Annotated in this window: 21 protein-coding genes; all 21 read right to left on the bottom strand. The window is 33.8% G+C overall.

The window, feature by feature from the left end:
* Position 1: 1 nt before the first annotated feature.
* The 21 genes from FJR48_RS04390 to FJR48_RS04290 all read right to left on the bottom strand — a co-directional run bounded on the left by FJR48_RS04390 (position 2) and on the right by FJR48_RS04290 (position 16,425).
* Complete coding sequence (locus FJR48_RS04390) at positions 2-559, bottom strand: OmpA family protein (RefSeq protein WP_152306945.1); 558 nt, start codon at positions 557-559, stop codon at positions 2-4.
* A gap of 66 nt (positions 560-625) precedes the next feature.
* Entirely contained in the window at positions 626-1,873 is a 1,248-nt protein-coding gene (gene tolB, locus FJR48_RS04385) for a Tol-Pal system protein TolB (RefSeq protein WP_152306944.1), read from the bottom strand.
* A gap of 2 nt (positions 1,874-1,875) precedes the next feature.
* Entirely contained in the window at positions 1,876-2,610 is a 735-nt protein-coding gene (locus FJR48_RS04380; RefSeq protein WP_152306943.1) for a TonB C-terminal domain-containing protein, read from the bottom strand.
* The gene (locus FJR48_RS04375; protein ID WP_152306942.1) at positions 2,603-2,995 is read right to left on the bottom strand and encodes an ExbD/TolR family protein; all 393 of its coding nucleotides are present in this window, start codon (positions 2,993-2,995) and stop codon (positions 2,603-2,605) included. The genes FJR48_RS04380 and FJR48_RS04375 overlap by 8 nt, the downstream gene beginning before the upstream one ends.
* Before the next feature lie 2 nt (positions 2,996-2,997).
* The gene (locus FJR48_RS04370) at positions 2,998-3,564 is read right to left on the bottom strand and encodes a MotA/TolQ/ExbB proton channel family protein (protein WP_152306941.1); all 567 of its coding nucleotides are present in this window, start codon (positions 3,562-3,564) and stop codon (positions 2,998-3,000) included.
* Positions 3,565-3,577: 13 nt separating this feature from the next.
* Positions 3,578-3,970: an ATP synthase F1 subunit epsilon gene (gene atpC, locus FJR48_RS04365; protein WP_152306940.1), complete on the bottom strand. Its 393-nt coding sequence runs from the start codon at positions 3,968-3,970 to the stop codon at positions 3,578-3,580.
* A gap of 19 nt (positions 3,971-3,989) precedes the next feature.
* Positions 3,990-5,384 carry a F0F1 ATP synthase subunit beta gene (gene atpD, locus FJR48_RS04360; RefSeq protein ID WP_152306939.1) on the bottom strand — a complete coding sequence of 465 codons (1,395 nt, stop codon included), beginning with the start codon at positions 5,382-5,384 and terminating at the stop codon, positions 3,990-3,992.
* A gap of 11 nt (positions 5,385-5,395) precedes the next feature.
* Positions 5,396-6,289, bottom strand: coding sequence for an ATP synthase F1 subunit gamma (atpG, locus tag FJR48_RS04355; RefSeq protein WP_152306938.1), 894 nt, complete (start codon positions 6,287-6,289; stop codon positions 5,396-5,398).
* 10 nt (positions 6,290-6,299) lie between these two features.
* Positions 6,300-7,817, bottom strand: coding sequence for a F0F1 ATP synthase subunit alpha (atpA, locus tag FJR48_RS04350; protein WP_152306937.1), 1,518 nt, complete (start codon positions 7,815-7,817; stop codon positions 6,300-6,302).
* A gap of 20 nt (positions 7,818-7,837) precedes the next feature.
* A complete protein-coding gene (locus FJR48_RS04345; RefSeq protein WP_152306936.1) occupies positions 7,838-8,371 on the bottom strand; it encodes a F0F1 ATP synthase subunit delta in 534 nt (177 codons plus the stop codon).
* Positions 8,372-8,881 carry a F0F1 ATP synthase subunit B gene (locus tag FJR48_RS04340; protein WP_152306935.1) on the bottom strand — a complete coding sequence of 170 codons (510 nt, stop codon included), beginning with the start codon at positions 8,879-8,881 and terminating at the stop codon, positions 8,372-8,374.
* A 9-nt stretch (positions 8,882-8,890) separates the two neighbouring features.
* Entirely contained in the window at positions 8,891-9,313 is a 423-nt protein-coding gene (locus tag FJR48_RS04335; RefSeq protein ID WP_152306934.1) for a FoF1 ATP synthase subunit B', read from the bottom strand.
* Between the two features lie 79 nt (positions 9,314-9,392).
* The gene (locus FJR48_RS04330; protein WP_152306933.1) at positions 9,393-10,244 is read right to left on the bottom strand and encodes a ParB/RepB/Spo0J family partition protein; all 852 of its coding nucleotides are present in this window, start codon (positions 10,242-10,244) and stop codon (positions 9,393-9,395) included.
* A complete protein-coding gene (locus tag FJR48_RS04325) occupies positions 10,244-11,026 on the bottom strand; it encodes a ParA family protein (protein WP_152306932.1) in 783 nt (260 codons plus the stop codon). Before FJR48_RS04325 ends, FJR48_RS04330 begins: the two co-directional genes overlap by 1 nt.
* Positions 11,023-11,658: a biotin--[acetyl-CoA-carboxylase] ligase gene (locus FJR48_RS04320; RefSeq protein ID WP_152306931.1), complete on the bottom strand. Its 636-nt coding sequence runs from the start codon at positions 11,656-11,658 to the stop codon at positions 11,023-11,025. Before FJR48_RS04320 ends, FJR48_RS04325 begins: the two co-directional genes overlap by 4 nt.
* Entirely contained in the window at positions 11,639-12,547 is a 909-nt protein-coding gene (gene fmt, locus FJR48_RS04315; protein WP_152306930.1) for a methionyl-tRNA formyltransferase, read from the bottom strand. The genes FJR48_RS04320 and fmt overlap by 20 nt, the downstream gene beginning before the upstream one ends.
* Before the next feature lie 7 nt (positions 12,548-12,554).
* The gene (gene obgE / locus FJR48_RS04310; RefSeq protein WP_152306929.1) at positions 12,555-13,655 is read right to left on the bottom strand and encodes a GTPase ObgE; all 1,101 of its coding nucleotides are present in this window, start codon (positions 13,653-13,655) and stop codon (positions 12,555-12,557) included.
* A gap of 109 nt (positions 13,656-13,764) precedes the next feature.
* Positions 13,765-14,022, bottom strand: coding sequence for a 50S ribosomal protein L27 (gene rpmA / locus FJR48_RS04305; RefSeq protein WP_152306928.1), 258 nt, complete (start codon positions 14,020-14,022; stop codon positions 13,765-13,767).
* Between the two features lie 28 nt (positions 14,023-14,050).
* Positions 14,051-14,359 carry a 50S ribosomal protein L21 gene (gene rplU / locus FJR48_RS04300; protein ID WP_152306927.1) on the bottom strand — a complete coding sequence of 103 codons (309 nt, stop codon included), beginning with the start codon at positions 14,357-14,359 and terminating at the stop codon, positions 14,051-14,053.
* Positions 14,360-14,441: 82 nt separating this feature from the next.
* Positions 14,442-14,783 (bottom strand): hydrogenase maturation nickel metallochaperone HypA, encoded by a 342-nt coding sequence (gene hypA / locus FJR48_RS04295; protein ID WP_152306926.1) that lies wholly within the window; start codon positions 14,781-14,783, stop codon positions 14,442-14,444.
* Positions 14,776-16,425 carry a hydrogenase maturation protein gene (locus FJR48_RS04290; protein WP_152306925.1) on the bottom strand — a complete coding sequence of 550 codons (1,650 nt, stop codon included), beginning with the start codon at positions 16,423-16,425 and terminating at the stop codon, positions 14,776-14,778. Before FJR48_RS04290 ends, hypA begins: the two co-directional genes overlap by 8 nt.
* Position 16,426: the final 1 nt, after the last annotated feature.

Raw genomic sequence — 16,426 nt, 5'->3', positions numbered from 1 at the left:
GTTATGGTAGAAGTTTATAATCTACGCGGCGATTTTTAGCCCAACACTCTCTTGTTTTATCATTACAAACAGGATTGGATTCACCATAACTTACCATAGTAATACGGTTAGCATCTACACCTTCTGAAACTAATGCTTTTTTAACTGCATCTGCACGTTTAAGTCCTAATGCAAAGTTATATTCATCACTACCCCACTCATCACAATTACCTTCTAGTTTAATCATAAAAGCACTTGCATTACCATTTGCAACTGAAGCATTAGCAGATATATTTTCTCTTGTTTCAGAAGTAATATCATATTTATCAAATGCAAAATAAGCTGATACCAATTCACTCTCTAGTGAAGCCATATTCATCTCATTGCTGTCCGCCGAACTTGTAACATCTTCATTAATTACATTACCGTTTTCTGCCGATACGGTCTCTGTTTCAACAGGTGCAACTTCTTTTACTTGCTTAACTTCTTCTGTACTCTCATCAACCTGAGGTTTAGGGGAATCACTACAACCACTTAATATAAGTGCTAGTATAGCACCAGATAGAATTGCTTTTTTCATTTACTTTTACCTTTTATGTAGTTTGAATGTCAAGATTGTACCAAAAAAATATTAATAATTTATTATTTACCAATCCATAGCTTGTAATTTACCATATTTTAATGGAAAAAGATAATTTTTATTATGATTTAATCTGATAATACCTATTGAACTTTGATTTTTATAATTTTTAATAAATAAAACCGCATCCGAATCTTTTGAAAATCTAGGAAACTCGTTTACTCCACTAGCAGTCAAGCGTCTAATAAAATCTGTTTTAGTAGATATCATATGAAGATTAAAAGTATTTTTTGAAAATGCGTTTGAACTCTCGCGTGCCTTATATATTACATACTCTCCATTGGCAGTACAAGCAGAATTGTTTTTTCCGTAATATACCATCTGCTCTATATCTCCGGTATCAATATTTTTAGAAAAAACATTTGGATAACCTAATCTGTTTGAGATGAAAACTATTTTATTGTTTTCTTTGAATTGTGCTCCTACGTCTATACCTCTAAAATTTGTTAACTTTTTAGAAATTTTGCTTGCAACATCATACATATAAATGTCAGGTTGACCTTTTGGAGCCATTGTTAAAAGAAGTTTTGAACCATCTAAATTAACATCTGAACAAGTCATCATTCCTTCAGAAGAAATAATATCTCTTACACTTCCGTCTCTGGTATCAACATACTTTAGAGTTGGTTTTTGTTCATTTAATGATGTATAATAAAATCCGTTTTGTTTTTGTGAAGACCATTTTGGAAACAGATTAAAACCGCCTTTTACAACTATATGTTGATAAGCCAAAGTATAGTCTGCAATAACTATTTCACTACGCTTTGGACCTACTATACGAGAAAAAATAACTTTTTTCTTCATCCACTCAATTGATGGTTGCTCCATAAATTCGTTAATTTCATATGCAATTGTATGAGCTACAAACATATATTTATTTGAATCATTTATTTTATATTTTTTAGATAAAACTATCTCGTTTTTACTTATTATTTTCATTTCTAAAACAAAACCTACATCCTGCGGTTCTATTTTATATTTTAAAACATACTCCATATCTTTATTTCTTACATCTACCGTATCAGTATCATAATCCGAAAGAACATGATGTCTATCGACGTTAAATAGGGATAAAACATTCAAGTCAGCTATTAAAGCCTTAAAAAATCTAAGTTTAAAAGTTTCATCATTGTGGACAGAAGAATCTTCAACTGCTAATGCCGGTAAAGAGTCAACTTTTTTTATAACTTCAATAGTTGCGTCACTTGCAAATAAAAATGTTACGGATATTAATATAGAAAATAATATTTTCAAATCTACTCCTTAGAGATAATTATTGTTCTCAATCTATAATTTTCATTATTAGGATTTTTGGGAAAGATTACACTTTGTAATCTTTTTTTGATTTTTTTTAATTCATCATTAAAGCTCTCATTATCTGAGTAAGTCAAGACCCTAAAATCCAACATTTTACCAATCGAACTCAATTCAATAACAACTTCAGCAGATTTTCCTTGAGTATTTTGAGGTGGATTAAAATGATTATAAATTGTAGCTTGAATTTTAGCTAAATATTCATTAACTTCATCGGCTGATGAATCTGAAGAACTTATATCTGATTGTTTTGCCAATTCGTTGGATTCTATAGATTTTACTTTTTCGCTTATCGACTCAACATCTTTTTTTTTGGATTTCTTAACTTTTTTTGCTATTTCATTATATCTTTTTGAGTCTATTTGTTTAGATTTAGTCTTTCTTTTTGTTATCTCTTTGGTTGATACATCACTAAAAAGATCATCAATATTTATATTTTCTTCTTTTTGAATAGGTACGGTTATATCCTCTTCTATAGTATTTGGTAAATTATTTTTTTTAGGTATTGATACAACCGTATTTAATGATACAGATATAAACTCTTTTTTATCTAATGCATAAGATTTTATTTTTACATCACGAAACAACATATATATAAAAGTTGCAGTAACTAAGAAGAATAAAGATAGTGAGATAAATCCACTAAGGTAAAAGTAATAATTATTGTCTTTAACCATTTGTAGCTAGGGAAACTTCCGTAAAACCTGATTGCTTGACAGCACCTAATACACCCATAACAACACCGTAGTCTAAGCTTTTATCAGCACTGATTAAAACTGTAGCTTTTAAGTCAAGCTTTCTTGAGTACTTATAAAAATTATCTTCAAAAGAATTCAAATCAAAAGTATCTTTATTTACTTTTAGTGTCAAATCTTTTTTTATTGAGATATGAACAGGCGGTATCTTTTCTAGTTGTTTAGAAGTAGAACCCTGAGGTAATTTGATGTTTTCTTCATAAACTATGTTGGGAGCGATTACCATAAGAATAGCTAAAAGAACAAGCATAATATCTACTAAAGGCGTGATATTTAATTCCGGTTTTTCATCCCAATCATAATGCATTTCTAATCTTTCTTTGAAAGTATAGCATCACTTTGCATCTGTAAAAAATTAATAATCTCAAAAGATTTTCTTTTTAAAATTTGATGGTAAGTGTAAGCAAAAATCGCTACAAATATACCCGCTGCAGTTGCTACTAATGCATCTGACACACCAGAACTGATTATCGACATACTGCCGCTGCTTTGACCTATATGCGTAAAAGTATCCAAAATTGACACAACAGTTCCAAATAAACCTATAAATGGTGTAGTAGATGAAAATACAGATAATATTGAAAGACCTTTAGTAGCCTCTTTAGTAGCTGCTAACATTCCTAACTGTAGTACTTCTTTTTTAGTTGTGGATGATACTCTTAAAAATTTATGCAAATAAGAAGATTCACTAACACTTGAAGCTCCTAAAAGCAAGGATTCAAAAGAATCATTTTCTTGTTTTAGCCAGTTATCAAGTGAAAAATAACGATAAAAAAACACCCAATTTAATACTATAAAGTATATAGCCAATAATACTAATACACCTATAGTAACAGGGTGACTTTTTAGATAAAAATCTAAGATTTCATTAAACATTCTTAAAATTTATCTATATTAATTTTTGAGCTGCATTTTCAAGTTTTGCAGATACGGTAGCAATAGCAGCACCTGAATCTTCAATACTTTTTACAAGTTCTTTAGCATCTTCAAGAGCACGAGCCACATCACTTTCACTTTCACCGCGAATAGCAACAGCACCCTCTACTAGAACAACAACTTTTTCTTCATCAACATTAACAACACCCCAGTTGATTAATACTGATTCTACAGATTTATCTGTTTTTTCAATATCAACTACACCGGCTTCAAGTAATGTTGAGATAGATGAGTGACCGGCTAAAACACCAAATTCACCCTCTTCTCCCGGTAATGTTACGCTAAGAGCCTCATCTGCATAGATAAGACCGTTTGGCGTTACGATTTCTAATTTGAACGTATCCATTAGAGTCCTTTATTTAGGCTTACTTGCTTTTTTCAGCGTTAGCAATAGCCTCATCCATACCACCAACCATATAGAATGCATTTTCCGGCATGTGGTCATACTCACCGTCTAAGATACCTTTGAAACCTTTGATAGTGTCTTCAAGAGATACATATTTACCAGGAGCACCTGTAAATACTTCTGCAACGAAGAATGGTTGAGAAAGAAATTTCTCAATTTTACGAGCACGTTCAACAACGTTTTTATCATCTTCAGAAAGCTCATCCATACCAAGAATTGCAATGATATCTTGAAGGTCTTTATATTTTTGTAATGTTTGTTGAACACCACGAGCTACATTATAGTGCTCTTCACCTAAAATTTGCGGATCAAGTAATCTTGAAGTTGAATCTAGTGGATCAACCGCAGGATAAATACCTTTTTCCGCAATTTTACGGTTAAGTACCGTAGTTGCATCTAAGTGAGCAAAAACAGAAGCAGGAGCAGGGTCAGTTAAGTCATCCGCAGGTACATATACAGCTTGAACTGAAGTAATAGAACCGTTAGTTGTAGATGTAATACGATCTTGTAATGCAGACATCTCACGAGCAAGTGTAGGTTGGTAACCAACAGCTGATGGGATACGACCAAGAAGCGCAGACATCTCAGAACCTGACTGAGCAAAACGGAAGATGTTATCGATAAACATAAGTACATCAAGTTTTTTCTCATCACGGAAATACTCAGCCATAGTAAGACCAGTTAAAGCAATACGGTTACGTGCTCCTGGAGGCTCACTCATTTGACCATAACACAGTGCAACTTTGTCAAGTACATTTGATTCTTTCATCTCGTGGTAAAGGTCATTACCTTCACGTGTACGCTCACCAACACCGGCAAATACAGATAAACCGTCGTGACCCATAGCAACGTTGTGGATAAGCTCCATGATAATAACTGTTTTACCAACACCGGCACCACCGAATAGTCCAACTTTACCACCTTTTGAGTAAGGAGCTAGTAAGTCAACAACTTTAATACCTGTTTCAAACATCTCTGTTTTAGTTGATTGGTCAACTAATGCAGGCGGCTCACGGTGAATCGACCAAGTCTCAGAATCAGTAACTTGTTCACCACCATCGATTGTCTCACCGATTACGTTGAATATACGTCCAAGAACTTTTTCACCAACAGGTACTTGAATTGGAGCACCTGTAGCTTTACATTCCATTCCACGAACTAAACCTTCACTCATATCCATAGCAATTGTACGAACACGACCGTCACCTAAGTGAGCAGCAACTTCTAAAACTAAACGATGCTCACTACCTTCTACATTTACTTGTACTTCGATTGCTTCATTGATTATCGGAAGATATCCGTCAAAATCAACATCAACAACAGGACCCATAACTTGGCTAATTTTTCCTATCATATTTTTCTCCATTATTTCATAGACTCTACACCACTAATAATCTCTATTAGCTCAGTAGTAATTGCAGCTTGACGCGCTTTATTAAATTCAATGTTTAAAGACTTAACCATCTCTTTAGCATTATTAGTAGCAGCATCCATTGCCTGCATACGAGCAGAATGCTCAGCAGCAACAGAATCGATTAGTGAGTAATACATAGAGTACTCAACATATCTGTTTACCAAAGAATCAAGCATATTTTCTTCATCTTGTGCTTCTATCTCTAACATTGACGACTTTTCAGGTTCACCACATTCAAATTGTTCAGTATCAATAGGTAATATTTTATTAACATGTAACTCTTGAGTAATCATGTTTTTATAACCATTATATACAATATGAACTGCATCGATTTTTCCATCTTTAAAATCTTCTATAGAAGTTGAGATGAAATCATCTGATGTTTTCTTTTCAGGTTTTGAACTTAAACCTACAACAGATTCGAAAAGTTCTGTTTCGTTATATTTAAAAAATTCAATACCTTTTTTACCGACACCGCTTAGACGAACTTTTACGTTTTTTTCTTTATACTCAGCTAAAAGTTTATTAACAGCTTTAATTGTTTGAATATTAAAACCACCACAAAGACCTTTATCAGCCGTAACAAAGATTATATCAACAGTTTTAGGATTATCTATATCGGTAAAACATCTATTACCTTCTAATCCACCAACTTTATGACATTTGATACGTCCAGCTATTTCGGCAATAACCTGATTAAGTTTATCAGAATAAAGACGTGAGCGTTTTGCAAGCTCTTCTGCACGACGAAGCTTAGCAGTTGAAACCAGCTTCATAGCACGTGTCGTCTTTTGAGTGTTAGATACACTCTTAATCTTTCTTTGAATATCTTTCAAGTTTGCCATAAGTAATCCCTTATGCTACTACAAAAGAAGCTTTAAACTCTTCAAGTGCTTTTAACATTAGTGCTTTTGTGTCGTCATCAACTTTACTTGCACTTCTGATATTCTCAAAAATTTGAGGATAAGAAGCTTCAATAAATGGATATAACTCATTTTCAAATCTAACAACGTTAGACGGATCCATATCATCCAAGAAACCTTCGTTACCTGCAAAAATAGCAAGAACTTGTTTCTCAGCAGCAAGTGGAGAGAAAGGACCTTGTTTTAGAACTTCTACCATTCTTTGACCACGCTCTAGTTGTTTACGAGAAACTTCATCAAGGTCAGATGCGAACTGAGCAAACGCTTGTAATTCACGATATTGTGCAAGGTCAAGACGCAACGTACCGGCAACTTGCTTAGTAGCTTTAATCTGAGCAGCACCACCAACACGAGATACTGAAAGACCAACGTTAATCGCAGGACGAACACCTGAGTTGAATAAATCAGTCTCAAGGAAGATTTGACCATCAGTAATAGAGATAACATTCGTTGGAATATATGCCGCAACGTCACCAGCTTGAGTTTCAATGATTGGTAAAGCAGTTAAAGAACCAGCTCCCTCTTCATCACTTAATTTAGCTGCACGCTCTAACAGTCTTGAGTGAACGTAGAAAACATCACCCGGGTATGCTTCACGACCCGGAGGACGACGAAGAATTAGAGACATCTCACGGTAAGCAACCGCATGTTTAGATAAATCATCATATACGATTAAACCGTGTCTAGCATTGTCACGGAAGTATTCACCCATTGTTACACCAGTATATGGAGCTAAGAATTGAAGCGCAGCAGCTTCAGCACCACTTGCAGCTACAACGATAGTGTTCTCCATTGCACCGTGTTCTTCCAAACGACGAACAACTTGTGCTACAGTTGATTCTTTTTGACCGATTGCTACGTAGATAGATACAACACCGTTACCTTTTTGGTTGATAATTGAGTCTAGTGCAACAGTAGTTTTACCAGTTTGTCTATCACCAATTATAAGCTCACGTTGACCACGACCGATTGGAACAAGTGCATCAATTGCTTTAATACCGGTTGCTAAAGGCTCATGTACTGATTTACGCTCCATAATACCAGGTGCTTTTTCTTCAACGAAACGAGTTTCAGTTGTTTCAATAGGACCTTTACCGTCAATTGGCTCACCTAATGCATTTACAACACGACCTAAAAGAGCATCACCAACAGGTACACGTAAAAGACGACCTAGTCTCTTAACACTCATTCCCTCTTTAAGTCCAGTACCAGTACCAAGTATAACTATACCTGCACTTGCTTCTTCAAGGTTCATTGCCAAACCTTTAGTACCCTCTTCAAACTCTACCATTTCACCGGCCATAATATTGCTTAGTCCGTAAACCTGTGCAACACCATCAGCATAAGAAACAATCTTACCAGTTTCGTTAATATCAACATTTAATTCAAAATTGTCAATACGCTCTTTAATTATTGAGCTGATTTCATCAGCTTGTATTTTTGCTACCACTATTTATCTCCTCTCGAAAATTATATTGCTTTTGCAATATGTTCTATAATTTGGTCGTTAATTCTTGATTTTGAAAAATTAATTTCAATACCTAAATCTTCAACATCTACTTTAATACCGTTAAACTCACTCTTTACAAAATCAAGTGTAATTTTAGAGTCATATTTTTTCCCTAAACCATCACCTAAATTTTTTATAACAGAAGCATCGATATCGCTATCACTATATACTACACCTGTATAAGTTTTAGTACTTTGTGCAATATCTTTATTTAATGCAGCCGATAAAGAAGGAATAACATTTAAACGGTTATTCTCACCAAGCAGCTTAATAAAGTTATTAACTTTTTCAGATTTTGCAGATTTTACTGCATCTAATATAATATTTGTTTTATCTTGAGAACTTACAGCCGGATTTGAAATAACATTTAAAAATTTTTCATCTTTAAAAGATAAAGCCAAGCCTGAAAATATTTCACTTATGTTTTCTAAGGCTTTAGCATCCATATCGTTTTTTAAAGCTTTTATATATCTTTTTGCAATTAATTCACTCATCTATGCCACCTTCTTTAAGATAACATTAGCCATAGCTTCTTTATCAAAATCATTTGTTGATTCAGCAAGTAATTTAGTAATAGTATCTTCTACAACTTTTCTTACCATTTTACGCTGTTCAAAATCCATATGTGTTTTTTGTGCATTAGTTAAATTAACTAAATCCTTCTCACATTGTGCCATGATATTATCGTTTAAGATTTTATTCTCTTTTTTTGATGATTCTTGCAATTCAATAGCAAACTTTTCAGCTTCGCTAACTTTTGCAAGTGCTTCTTTTTTAAGGTCATCAGATTCTTTTAATCTATCTTTAACCTTTTGCAATTCATCTGCAATCCCCTGACTTCTTCCTTTGAAGTAAGCTTTAGCAGGTTCTGCAACCAAATACCAAATAAGTCCGGCAAACAAAGCAAAGTTTACAGTTCTTTGAACTATATCCGTGCCACCTTCACCACCAGATGCTAACGCGTATGTTGATACCATTAGCGGTAATAGTATAATTTTAATCACTTAACATCCTTACAGTTGACTAAATTTAGCATTTAGTGAATCTTTAAAAATTGGCATTTGAGACTCTAAATCTTTCTCTAATACCTCTTTAGCCTCATCCAAAGTTTTTTCAAACTCTAAATATTCATTAGCCAATTCGGCTCTCTTAGCTTCTAACTTACTCTCAGCTAACTCTTTTGCGTCTGCGATTACTTTTTCTCTTAAAGTTGCAGCTTCCAGTTTAGCATCCATAACTATTTGTTCAGCTTTATTATTTAATTCGTTGATTTCATTATCGTTAGTACCTGCTTTTTGCATGTCTTTTTTAATGTCATCATCTCTTTTATTCATATAAGCGAATAACGGGTTATATAGCCAACTGTTAAGAGTAGCGATAAGTGTAAGAAATACAACCAATGTAGCTATCAGCAATATCGGATTAATATCTAACATAGCACCTCCTAAAAGTTGCGCCATTATACAATGATAAAATTGAAATATTTGTTAAATTAGATAAAAAAATTTATAATTTTTATAGATTGTTTAAATAAGTGAGTAGTTTTTCTATATCTGAGTTGTCTTTAAATTCGATAGTCAGCTTATTTTGAGAGCTTTTAACTTTAAATCCCAAATCATCAAATTTTGTCTGAATATTTGTAAAATCTAGCTTTTTTGCTGTTTCTTTATTCAGCTTATTTGAAGAAAATTGTTCATTTTTTAAGCTTTTTATCATAGATTCAACTTCACGAACACTCAGCTTTTGACCTACTATTGAATTTACGACAAGTTGTTGTTGACGTTCATCAAGTCCAACTAAAACCTTAGCATGACCTGCCGTTATTTTACCTTCTATTAATGCTTTTTGCGTTTTTGGCGATAATTGAAGAAGTCTTATTGTATTTGTAATATGCGTACGGCTTTTATGAATTTTAGATCCTAATTCTTCTTGAGTTATATTATGAAGTTTTAAAAGTTCCCCATATGCATTTGCCAATTCTATAGAATTTAACTCTTGACGCTGAATATTCTCAATTAGAGCAAATTGACGCATCTTTTGCTCATCCGAGTTTTGAATAATTGCACGGATTGTTTTAAGTTTAGCAAGCTTAGAAGCACGATATCTTCTCTCTCCGGCTATTAAAATATAACCATCTACATCTTCGGTAACTACTATAGGTTGAATAAGTCCATCATGTTTGATAGAGTTGGCAAGTTCTCCAAGTGCTTCATCATCAAAATGCTTTCTGGGTTGATAAGGGTTTGGACGAATTGATTTTAAATCAAGTTCTATTATAGAATCTTTTGAAGAACCTTCATTATCATAAGCTTCATCTATTTCACCAAGGAGTGCATCTAAACCGCGTCCTAACTTTTGCGACTTCATTATGCAATAACCGCCTGTGCTAAATCTTGATATGCCAAAGACCCGGCAGATTTTACATCATATAATATAGCCGGTTTTCCAAAAGAAGGTGATTCCGCCAGTTTTACATTTCTCGGCACTACTATGATTTTATCTTCTAAATCACGAAATAGCTTTGTCTTAAAATGTTGTCTTAAATCAGCAAATACCTGCTTAGAAAGATTATTTTGCGCAGAGAACATAGTAGGCACAAAACCTTTAATTCTAAGCTTTGGATTAATTGATTTTCTAACAAGTTTAACGGTATTTAAAAGTTGTGCTAAACCTTCTAATGCAAAAAATTCACACTGAATAGGGATAATAACCGAATTTGAAGCCGAGAGTGCATTTATAGTCATCGGTCCAAGTGCAGGAGGTGAATCTATAATAATATAATCATAATCTTTTTTTACGTTTGCAATAGCATTTTTAAGAACAAGTTCTCGACCTTTTGCTTTGTCGGCATCGTAGTATTCTTTCTCAATTCCTACCAAACCTATATTTGAGGGAGCCAGATGCAGTGTCGGAAGATCTGATTTTAAAATAATATCTTTAAGTTTTTTAGTACCTATTAATACATGGTAAATATTAAATTCATAGTCGTTTCTATGAAAGCCTAAAGAGGTAGTCGCATTTGCCTGCGGATCTGAGTCTATTAAAAGAACTTTTTTCTCAGCAACAGCAAGTGAAGCGGCAAGATTTACAGCAGTGGTTGTTTTACCGACACCACCCTTCTGATTTGCTATTACTATAACTTCGCTCATCTTAGACTATATATCCTTTCACCGTTAACAATTATAGAGCCATCATCTTGAAGCTCAGCTTCTGATAATAAAACCTTATAAGTATTATTATGTGTAAAAAAGTTTCTGTTTTGATAAAATTCTAACTTATATTTGCTAAAAATTTGCTTCCATGAGATTAAATTTTGAACATTTTTAAAAAAACTATTTAATAACTTTTCTTTAGATACAACAATATCAAGTTTTTCAAAATCTTCAGGTGCATCTACTAAGTTTAAACCAACTCCGCAAATTAGAACATCTGAGACTATATTTGTAATCATACCGCCTATTTTTTTATTATTAACATAAAAATCATTGGGCCATTTCAAAAAAACTTTTGAATTTTCTTCTGCAAGAGTTTCTTTTAAAATATATGCAAAATATATAGAAGCAGATTCTAGTTTTAAATCTTTTGGCAAATCACTCAGTTTTATTGCAAAAGATAAAAACAGATTACCTTCTATCCCGCTCCATTTGTTGTTTCTGCTTCCAATGCCCGCATTTTGTATCTCGGCACAAACGGCATGAGGTAGTTTTATCTCAGATTTTAAAATAAGATTTTTAAGATAAGTTTGTGTCGAGTCAACACTTTTAAGATAAGTTATCTTCAATAGATAGTCTTTTTCCGTTTATATAAGAGATAACATCCATCTCTTTTTTGGATTGCGGCTGAACTTTGTATATTCTAATAGAACCTTTTAAACAAGAGATATCTACACTGTTTTCATTTATAGATATGATTTTTCCTGCTTCACCGTCTTTTTGGGAATCTAATAAAGATATTTGCTTTAGTTTTAATCCACTTTGTAAATATATCCCCGGCCAAGGTGTATATGCACGATACTTGTTATATAGATCATATGCATCTTCAAATTCTACCAAACCGTTTGCTTTTGTAATTTTTGTACAATGGGTAGCATTTGAATCATCTTGTTTTACAGGTGTATAGTTATCATAGTTTTGAACTACATCAACAGTTAAATCTGTTGCTATTTTTGTCAGTGCATCAAAAAGCTCACCGACTATCATATCTTTTGGAATTTCTATCTCTTCTATCTTTATAATATCGCCCGTATCCAAACCTTCATCCATAAGCATCGCAGTAACACCGGTTTTAGCATCGTTATTTAAAAGTGACTGCTGGATCGGGCTTGCTCCACGATACTGTGGTAGAATTGATGCATGAAGGTTTATACATGGGGCATGTTCAAGTACAGCCTTTGGAAGTATCTGACCGTATGCTGCTACAACAATATAATCACATTCTATTTTTAAAAGCTCATTAACAACATCTTCATCACGAAGTCTATTTGGCTGATACACATCTATATTATTATCTAGTGCCAAAGTCTTTACAACAGGAGGGGTTAATATCTTTTTACGACCCACCGGTTTATCAGGCTGAGTGTAAACTGCAACAACATCAATACCATCGGTATCTATTAGTTTAGCAAGTATTGCTTCGGCATAATCGGGTGTCCCCATAAAGATAACACGCACGGTATAACTACCTTCTGTCACTTTGTACTAAATTAAACAAGGCATGTTTTAATGCATCTATATTTTTATGTGTAGCCGAAGATATCGGTGCAATAAAATAAGGCATAGATTTATCAAACCCTAAAGTCTCGTCTGCACTCTCTTGAACAAAATAAGGTATATTATCATCAAAATTAAAATCACTTTTAGTATTTGCTTTAACACCTATAATATCTAAAAAGCTTTGAACTAAATCGTTTAACTCATCAGGATTTATAATATCCGTACGAGTTAGTGCGATAGCATACTTAGAACTCCCAAGTTTTTCTGAAAAAGATGCAACTTCATCTTTTAAAACTTCGATTTGCTCTTTTAAATCTCTGTAAGATGCCAAATCAATCATAAAAAGTAAGGTTTTCGTACGCTCAATATGGCGTAAAAACTTAATTCCAAGTCCTTTACCTTCATGTGCTCCACCGATAATTCCAGGAATATCAGCCATGATAAAAGACTCGAAATCACCTATGTTAACTTGACCAAGTTTTGGAGTAAGTGTAGTAAACTCATAGTTTGCAATCTCAGGGCGGGCATTTGAAACTGTAGAGATCAGAGTTGATTTACCGACATTTGGAAAGCCTACCAGACCGACATCAGCAATCAGTTTAAGATCAAGTTTTATCTCTCTACTCTCACCTTTTTGACCAGGTTGAGCGTAAGTTGGGCGTTGTTTAGTCGAACTTTTAAAGTGGGTATTTCCAAGTCCGCCTTTTCCGCCTTCTAAAAACTTTTCCTCTTGACCGTCTTTAATCATATCAAAAAGAACTTCACCGCTTTGCATATCTATAATCTGAGTTCCGGGAGGTACAATGATAACTTTTTTCTTGCCTGATTTTCCAGTCATGTTCGAGCCTTCACCCGGCATACCGTTGTCGGCTTTTATATGCATTTTACGCTGAAAAGCAGAAAGTGTATGAGTATTGTTGTCACATTTGAAATAGATGTCTCCACCTTTTCCGCCATCTCCACCGTTTGGACCACCGTTTAGTACAAACTTTTCTCTACGAAACGACACACAACCAGGACCGCCTTTACCAGAAGAAACTTTTAATTCGACACTGTCCGTAAACATCGTATATCCTTTTGTTTTGAAAAATTTTAATAAATTGTGTAAGAGATTATACTCTAAAATTGAAAGAAAAATATTTGGGTTTTTACCCAAATATTAAATGTTTGAAGAATTATGCAGCAGGAATAATTGAAACTTGTTGACGTTTTTTATCTTTACGCTCAAATTTCACTTCACCGTCAACAAGAGCAAAAATTGTATGATCTTTACCCATACCAACATTTTTACCCGGGTGGATTTTAGTTCCACGTTGACGAATAATGATGTTACCAGCTACTACTGATTCACCACCATATTTCTTAACACCAAGTCTTCTACCAGCCGAGTCACGATTATTTTGTGTACTACCTTGACCTTTCTTATGTGCCATTTTATCTCTCCTTTATTTTATTCGCTAATTATGCAGCGATTTTTGTGATACGAACACGTGTGAAGTCTCTTCTGAAACCTCTTTTAACTTTAGAGTCTTTACGACGACGCTTTTTAAAGATTACAACTTTCTTATCACGACCTTCATTAATTACTTCAGCAGTAACTTTAGCACCATCTACATATGGAGCTCCAACTTTAAGCTCACCTGCATTTACAGCAAGAACTTCTTCGATTTCGATAGTAGCTTTTGGCTCTAAAGACATTTTATCTAATAATAAGATATCGCCTTCTTCAACCTTATATTGCTTACCACCATTTTTGATAATTGCGTACATTACAATTCCTTGTCAATTCATAATTCTAATTTAAAAAAGTGCGGAATTATACCCAAAGAAGCTTTAAGTTTTATTTAATCAGCTACTCTAATTCAAGTTGCATCAGATACATATCTTCGCCGTCAAGTACTTTCAGCTGATTACTTCCACAGTTTGGACATAAATATTCTAATTTTTTTAGTTCACTCTCTTTTATACAACTCTCACATAAAACTCTTATCTCTTGTATATTCATAACAAACTCTGCATCTGCACACATAGTCCCATCTTTAAAAGTATTAAATGCTATTTCAAGAAGATGTGGTTCAACACCGCTCATTACACCTATCTTTACTACTACTTTTGTAACTTTGCTTGCTTGGTTTTGTTTTGCGTTTTCTTCACAGCTGTCTATTAAAGCTTGTACTATTGAATATTCATGCATGATTTTTGAATCTCTCCGGTGTTTTTATAGGACATGTTTTATATACAAACTCATGTCTTAGTTTATGAAACTCACTTTGTTCATCCCAAAACTGCGGATGCATAACTTTTAGTTCGTTCTCTTTGCAGGAATTTATATACTCTTTGTTCTCATCAAGATAATCTTGTTTTTCATATATAAAATCATCATATGAATCTTCATCTTCTAAAAAAGTTTTTGCATACTCTTTTAAATCTTGAAAATAATTTTCCCTCCCACATACTTCATCTATCAAGCCTATACTTTTAGCATTTTGCACACTTATAGGCAAACAATCATCAAGCAGTTTATCCATCTGTTCTTGCCCTACTCTTTTTGCCATAGTGTAAGTATGGTACTCACTACCGCTTAGTCCAAGTGTTTTATAATGTGGATTTAGAACTACACCATCCCTTGCTATGACCTTGTCACAGGCTAAGGCCAAGAACAAACCACCCGCCCCTGCATTTTTATGCAGAGATGCAACGCTCACAACATCATCGGCAAATATAATCGATTTTAGCAAATCGTTCATAGCGTTAATATTGCTCCAACCGTCTTCACCCTGCTTTTTTGAGTCTTCGAGTATGTTTAGATGGATTCCGTTTGAGAAAAATTCTTTTGCACCGACTAGGACTATTACTTTTGAGTTTTCTCTTAAAAAATCAAACGCATACTTTAACCTAATGCACTGCTCAGAACTCATGGCACCGTTATGAAAGTTAAAACAAAGGTATGATACGTCACCGTCCCTTGTTACGCTTATCTCATAAAAAGTTTTATAACTCATATCAAATAATAGTGGAAGCCTCTCTTCTTTAACACCTTGAATCTTATCTTTTAGTACATAGGTGGCAGGCAATTTAAACCTGCCTAGCTCTTTTAAGTGACTTATCCAAATAGCAGAGTCTTTTGTTCCGACACATATAGCACCGTCACGCTTTGCCAAGACCTCTTTCACTCCACCTCTGAACCTCTCTTCTTCGTGAGCCCCGAACAGATAGCACTCTATACCAAAGAACTCATCTTTTACACCAGGATATGAATCGCTGTAGTTTATTTTTTTTATAATATCTTTTGAACTGTCTCTCTCCCAGTCGATTGCCCTGTCGTTTTGGGTAAGGTAAGTGTGAAAAGGTGCATCTAGCTGAGAAGTTGGTATAAAACTTTTATCTTTAATATTTTCAAGAAGTTTATCCAAGGCTTTTAAAGCAGAATTTGTAACCTCGTCTCTGTATATAGATGCTTTTGTATCTTCACGCATTTTAAAATTAACTTCTGCGTATATATCACCTGCATCAAACTCCTCATTTGCACGAAGGATTACTACACCCCATTCATCTTTGTTTTCTTTTAGTGCATTATCAAGTGCATTGTGTCCTCGGTCGCCTCTTATCCCCGGATGCAATATATATGTAGGAGTTTTTTCGTAAATCTCTTTTGGGATGAATTTTTTAAGATAAGGTGCAAAGATAATATCCGGTAAAAACTCTTTTATGGTTTTATTTAACTCATCTTCACTTATAAAAAATTCAACTACAACTTCGTGTTTATTATCTTTTAGATATGTATATACACTTTGTGAAAGAGAGTTAAAAGCAGATACCAAAAGTAATATTCTCAAA

It is taken from the genome of Sulfurimonas lithotrophica (assembly GCF_009258225.1).
GTDB lineage: Bacteria > Campylobacterota > Campylobacteria > Campylobacterales > Sulfurimonadaceae > Sulfurimonas > Sulfurimonas lithotrophica.
Note: the sequence above shows the minus strand (reverse complement) of the source record. Positions and strands in the feature narration are given on the sequence as shown.

What these genes read in the sequence shown, in the direction of transcription:
- FJR48_RS04390 (WP_152306945.1), bottom strand. Translation starts at nt 559, where the DNA reads ATGAAAAAAGCAATTCTATCTGGTGCTATACTAGCACTTATATTAAGT.
- FJR48_RS04380 (WP_152306943.1), bottom strand. Translation starts at nt 2,610, where the DNA reads ATGGTTAAAGACAATAATTATTACTTTTACCTTAGTGGATTTATCTCA.
- FJR48_RS04375 (WP_152306942.1), bottom strand. Translation starts at nt 2,995, where the DNA reads ATGCATTATGATTGGGATGAAAAACCGGAATTAAATATCACGCCTTTA.
- FJR48_RS04370 (WP_152306941.1), bottom strand. Translation starts at nt 3,564, where the DNA reads ATGTTTAATGAAATCTTAGATTTTTATCTAAAAAGTCACCCTGTTACT.
- atpC (WP_152306940.1), bottom strand. Translation starts at nt 3,970, where the DNA reads ATGGATACGTTCAAATTAGAAATCGTAACGCCAAACGGTCTTATCTAT.
- atpD (WP_152306939.1), bottom strand. Translation starts at nt 5,384, where the DNA reads ATGATAGGAAAAATTAGCCAAGTTATGGGTCCTGTTGTTGATGTTGAT.
- atpG (WP_152306938.1), bottom strand. Translation starts at nt 6,289, where the DNA reads ATGGCAAACTTGAAAGATATTCAAAGAAAGATTAAGAGTGTATCTAAC.
- FJR48_RS04345 (WP_152306936.1), bottom strand. Translation starts at nt 8,371, where the DNA reads ATGAGTGAATTAATTGCAAAAAGATATATAAAAGCTTTAAAAAACGAT.
- FJR48_RS04335 (WP_152306934.1), bottom strand. Translation starts at nt 9,313, where the DNA reads ATGTTAGATATTAATCCGATATTGCTGATAGCTACATTGGTTGTATTT.
- FJR48_RS04330 (WP_152306933.1), bottom strand. Translation starts at nt 10,244, where the DNA reads ATGAAGTCGCAAAAGTTAGGACGCGGTTTAGATGCACTCCTTGGTGAA.
- FJR48_RS04325 (WP_152306932.1), bottom strand. Translation starts at nt 11,026, where the DNA reads ATGAGCGAAGTTATAGTAATAGCAAATCAGAAGGGTGGTGTCGGTAAA.
- obgE (WP_152306929.1), bottom strand. Translation starts at nt 13,655, where the DNA reads ATGTTTACGGACAGTGTCGAATTAAAAGTTTCTTCTGGTAAAGGCGGT.
- rpmA (WP_152306928.1), bottom strand. Translation starts at nt 14,022, where the DNA reads ATGGCACATAAGAAAGGTCAAGGTAGTACACAAAATAATCGTGACTCG.
- rplU (WP_152306927.1), bottom strand. Translation starts at nt 14,359, where the DNA reads ATGTACGCAATTATCAAAAATGGTGGTAAGCAATATAAGGTTGAAGAA.
- hypA (WP_152306926.1), bottom strand. Translation starts at nt 14,783, where the DNA reads ATGCATGAATATTCAATAGTACAAGCTTTAATAGACAGCTGTGAAGAA.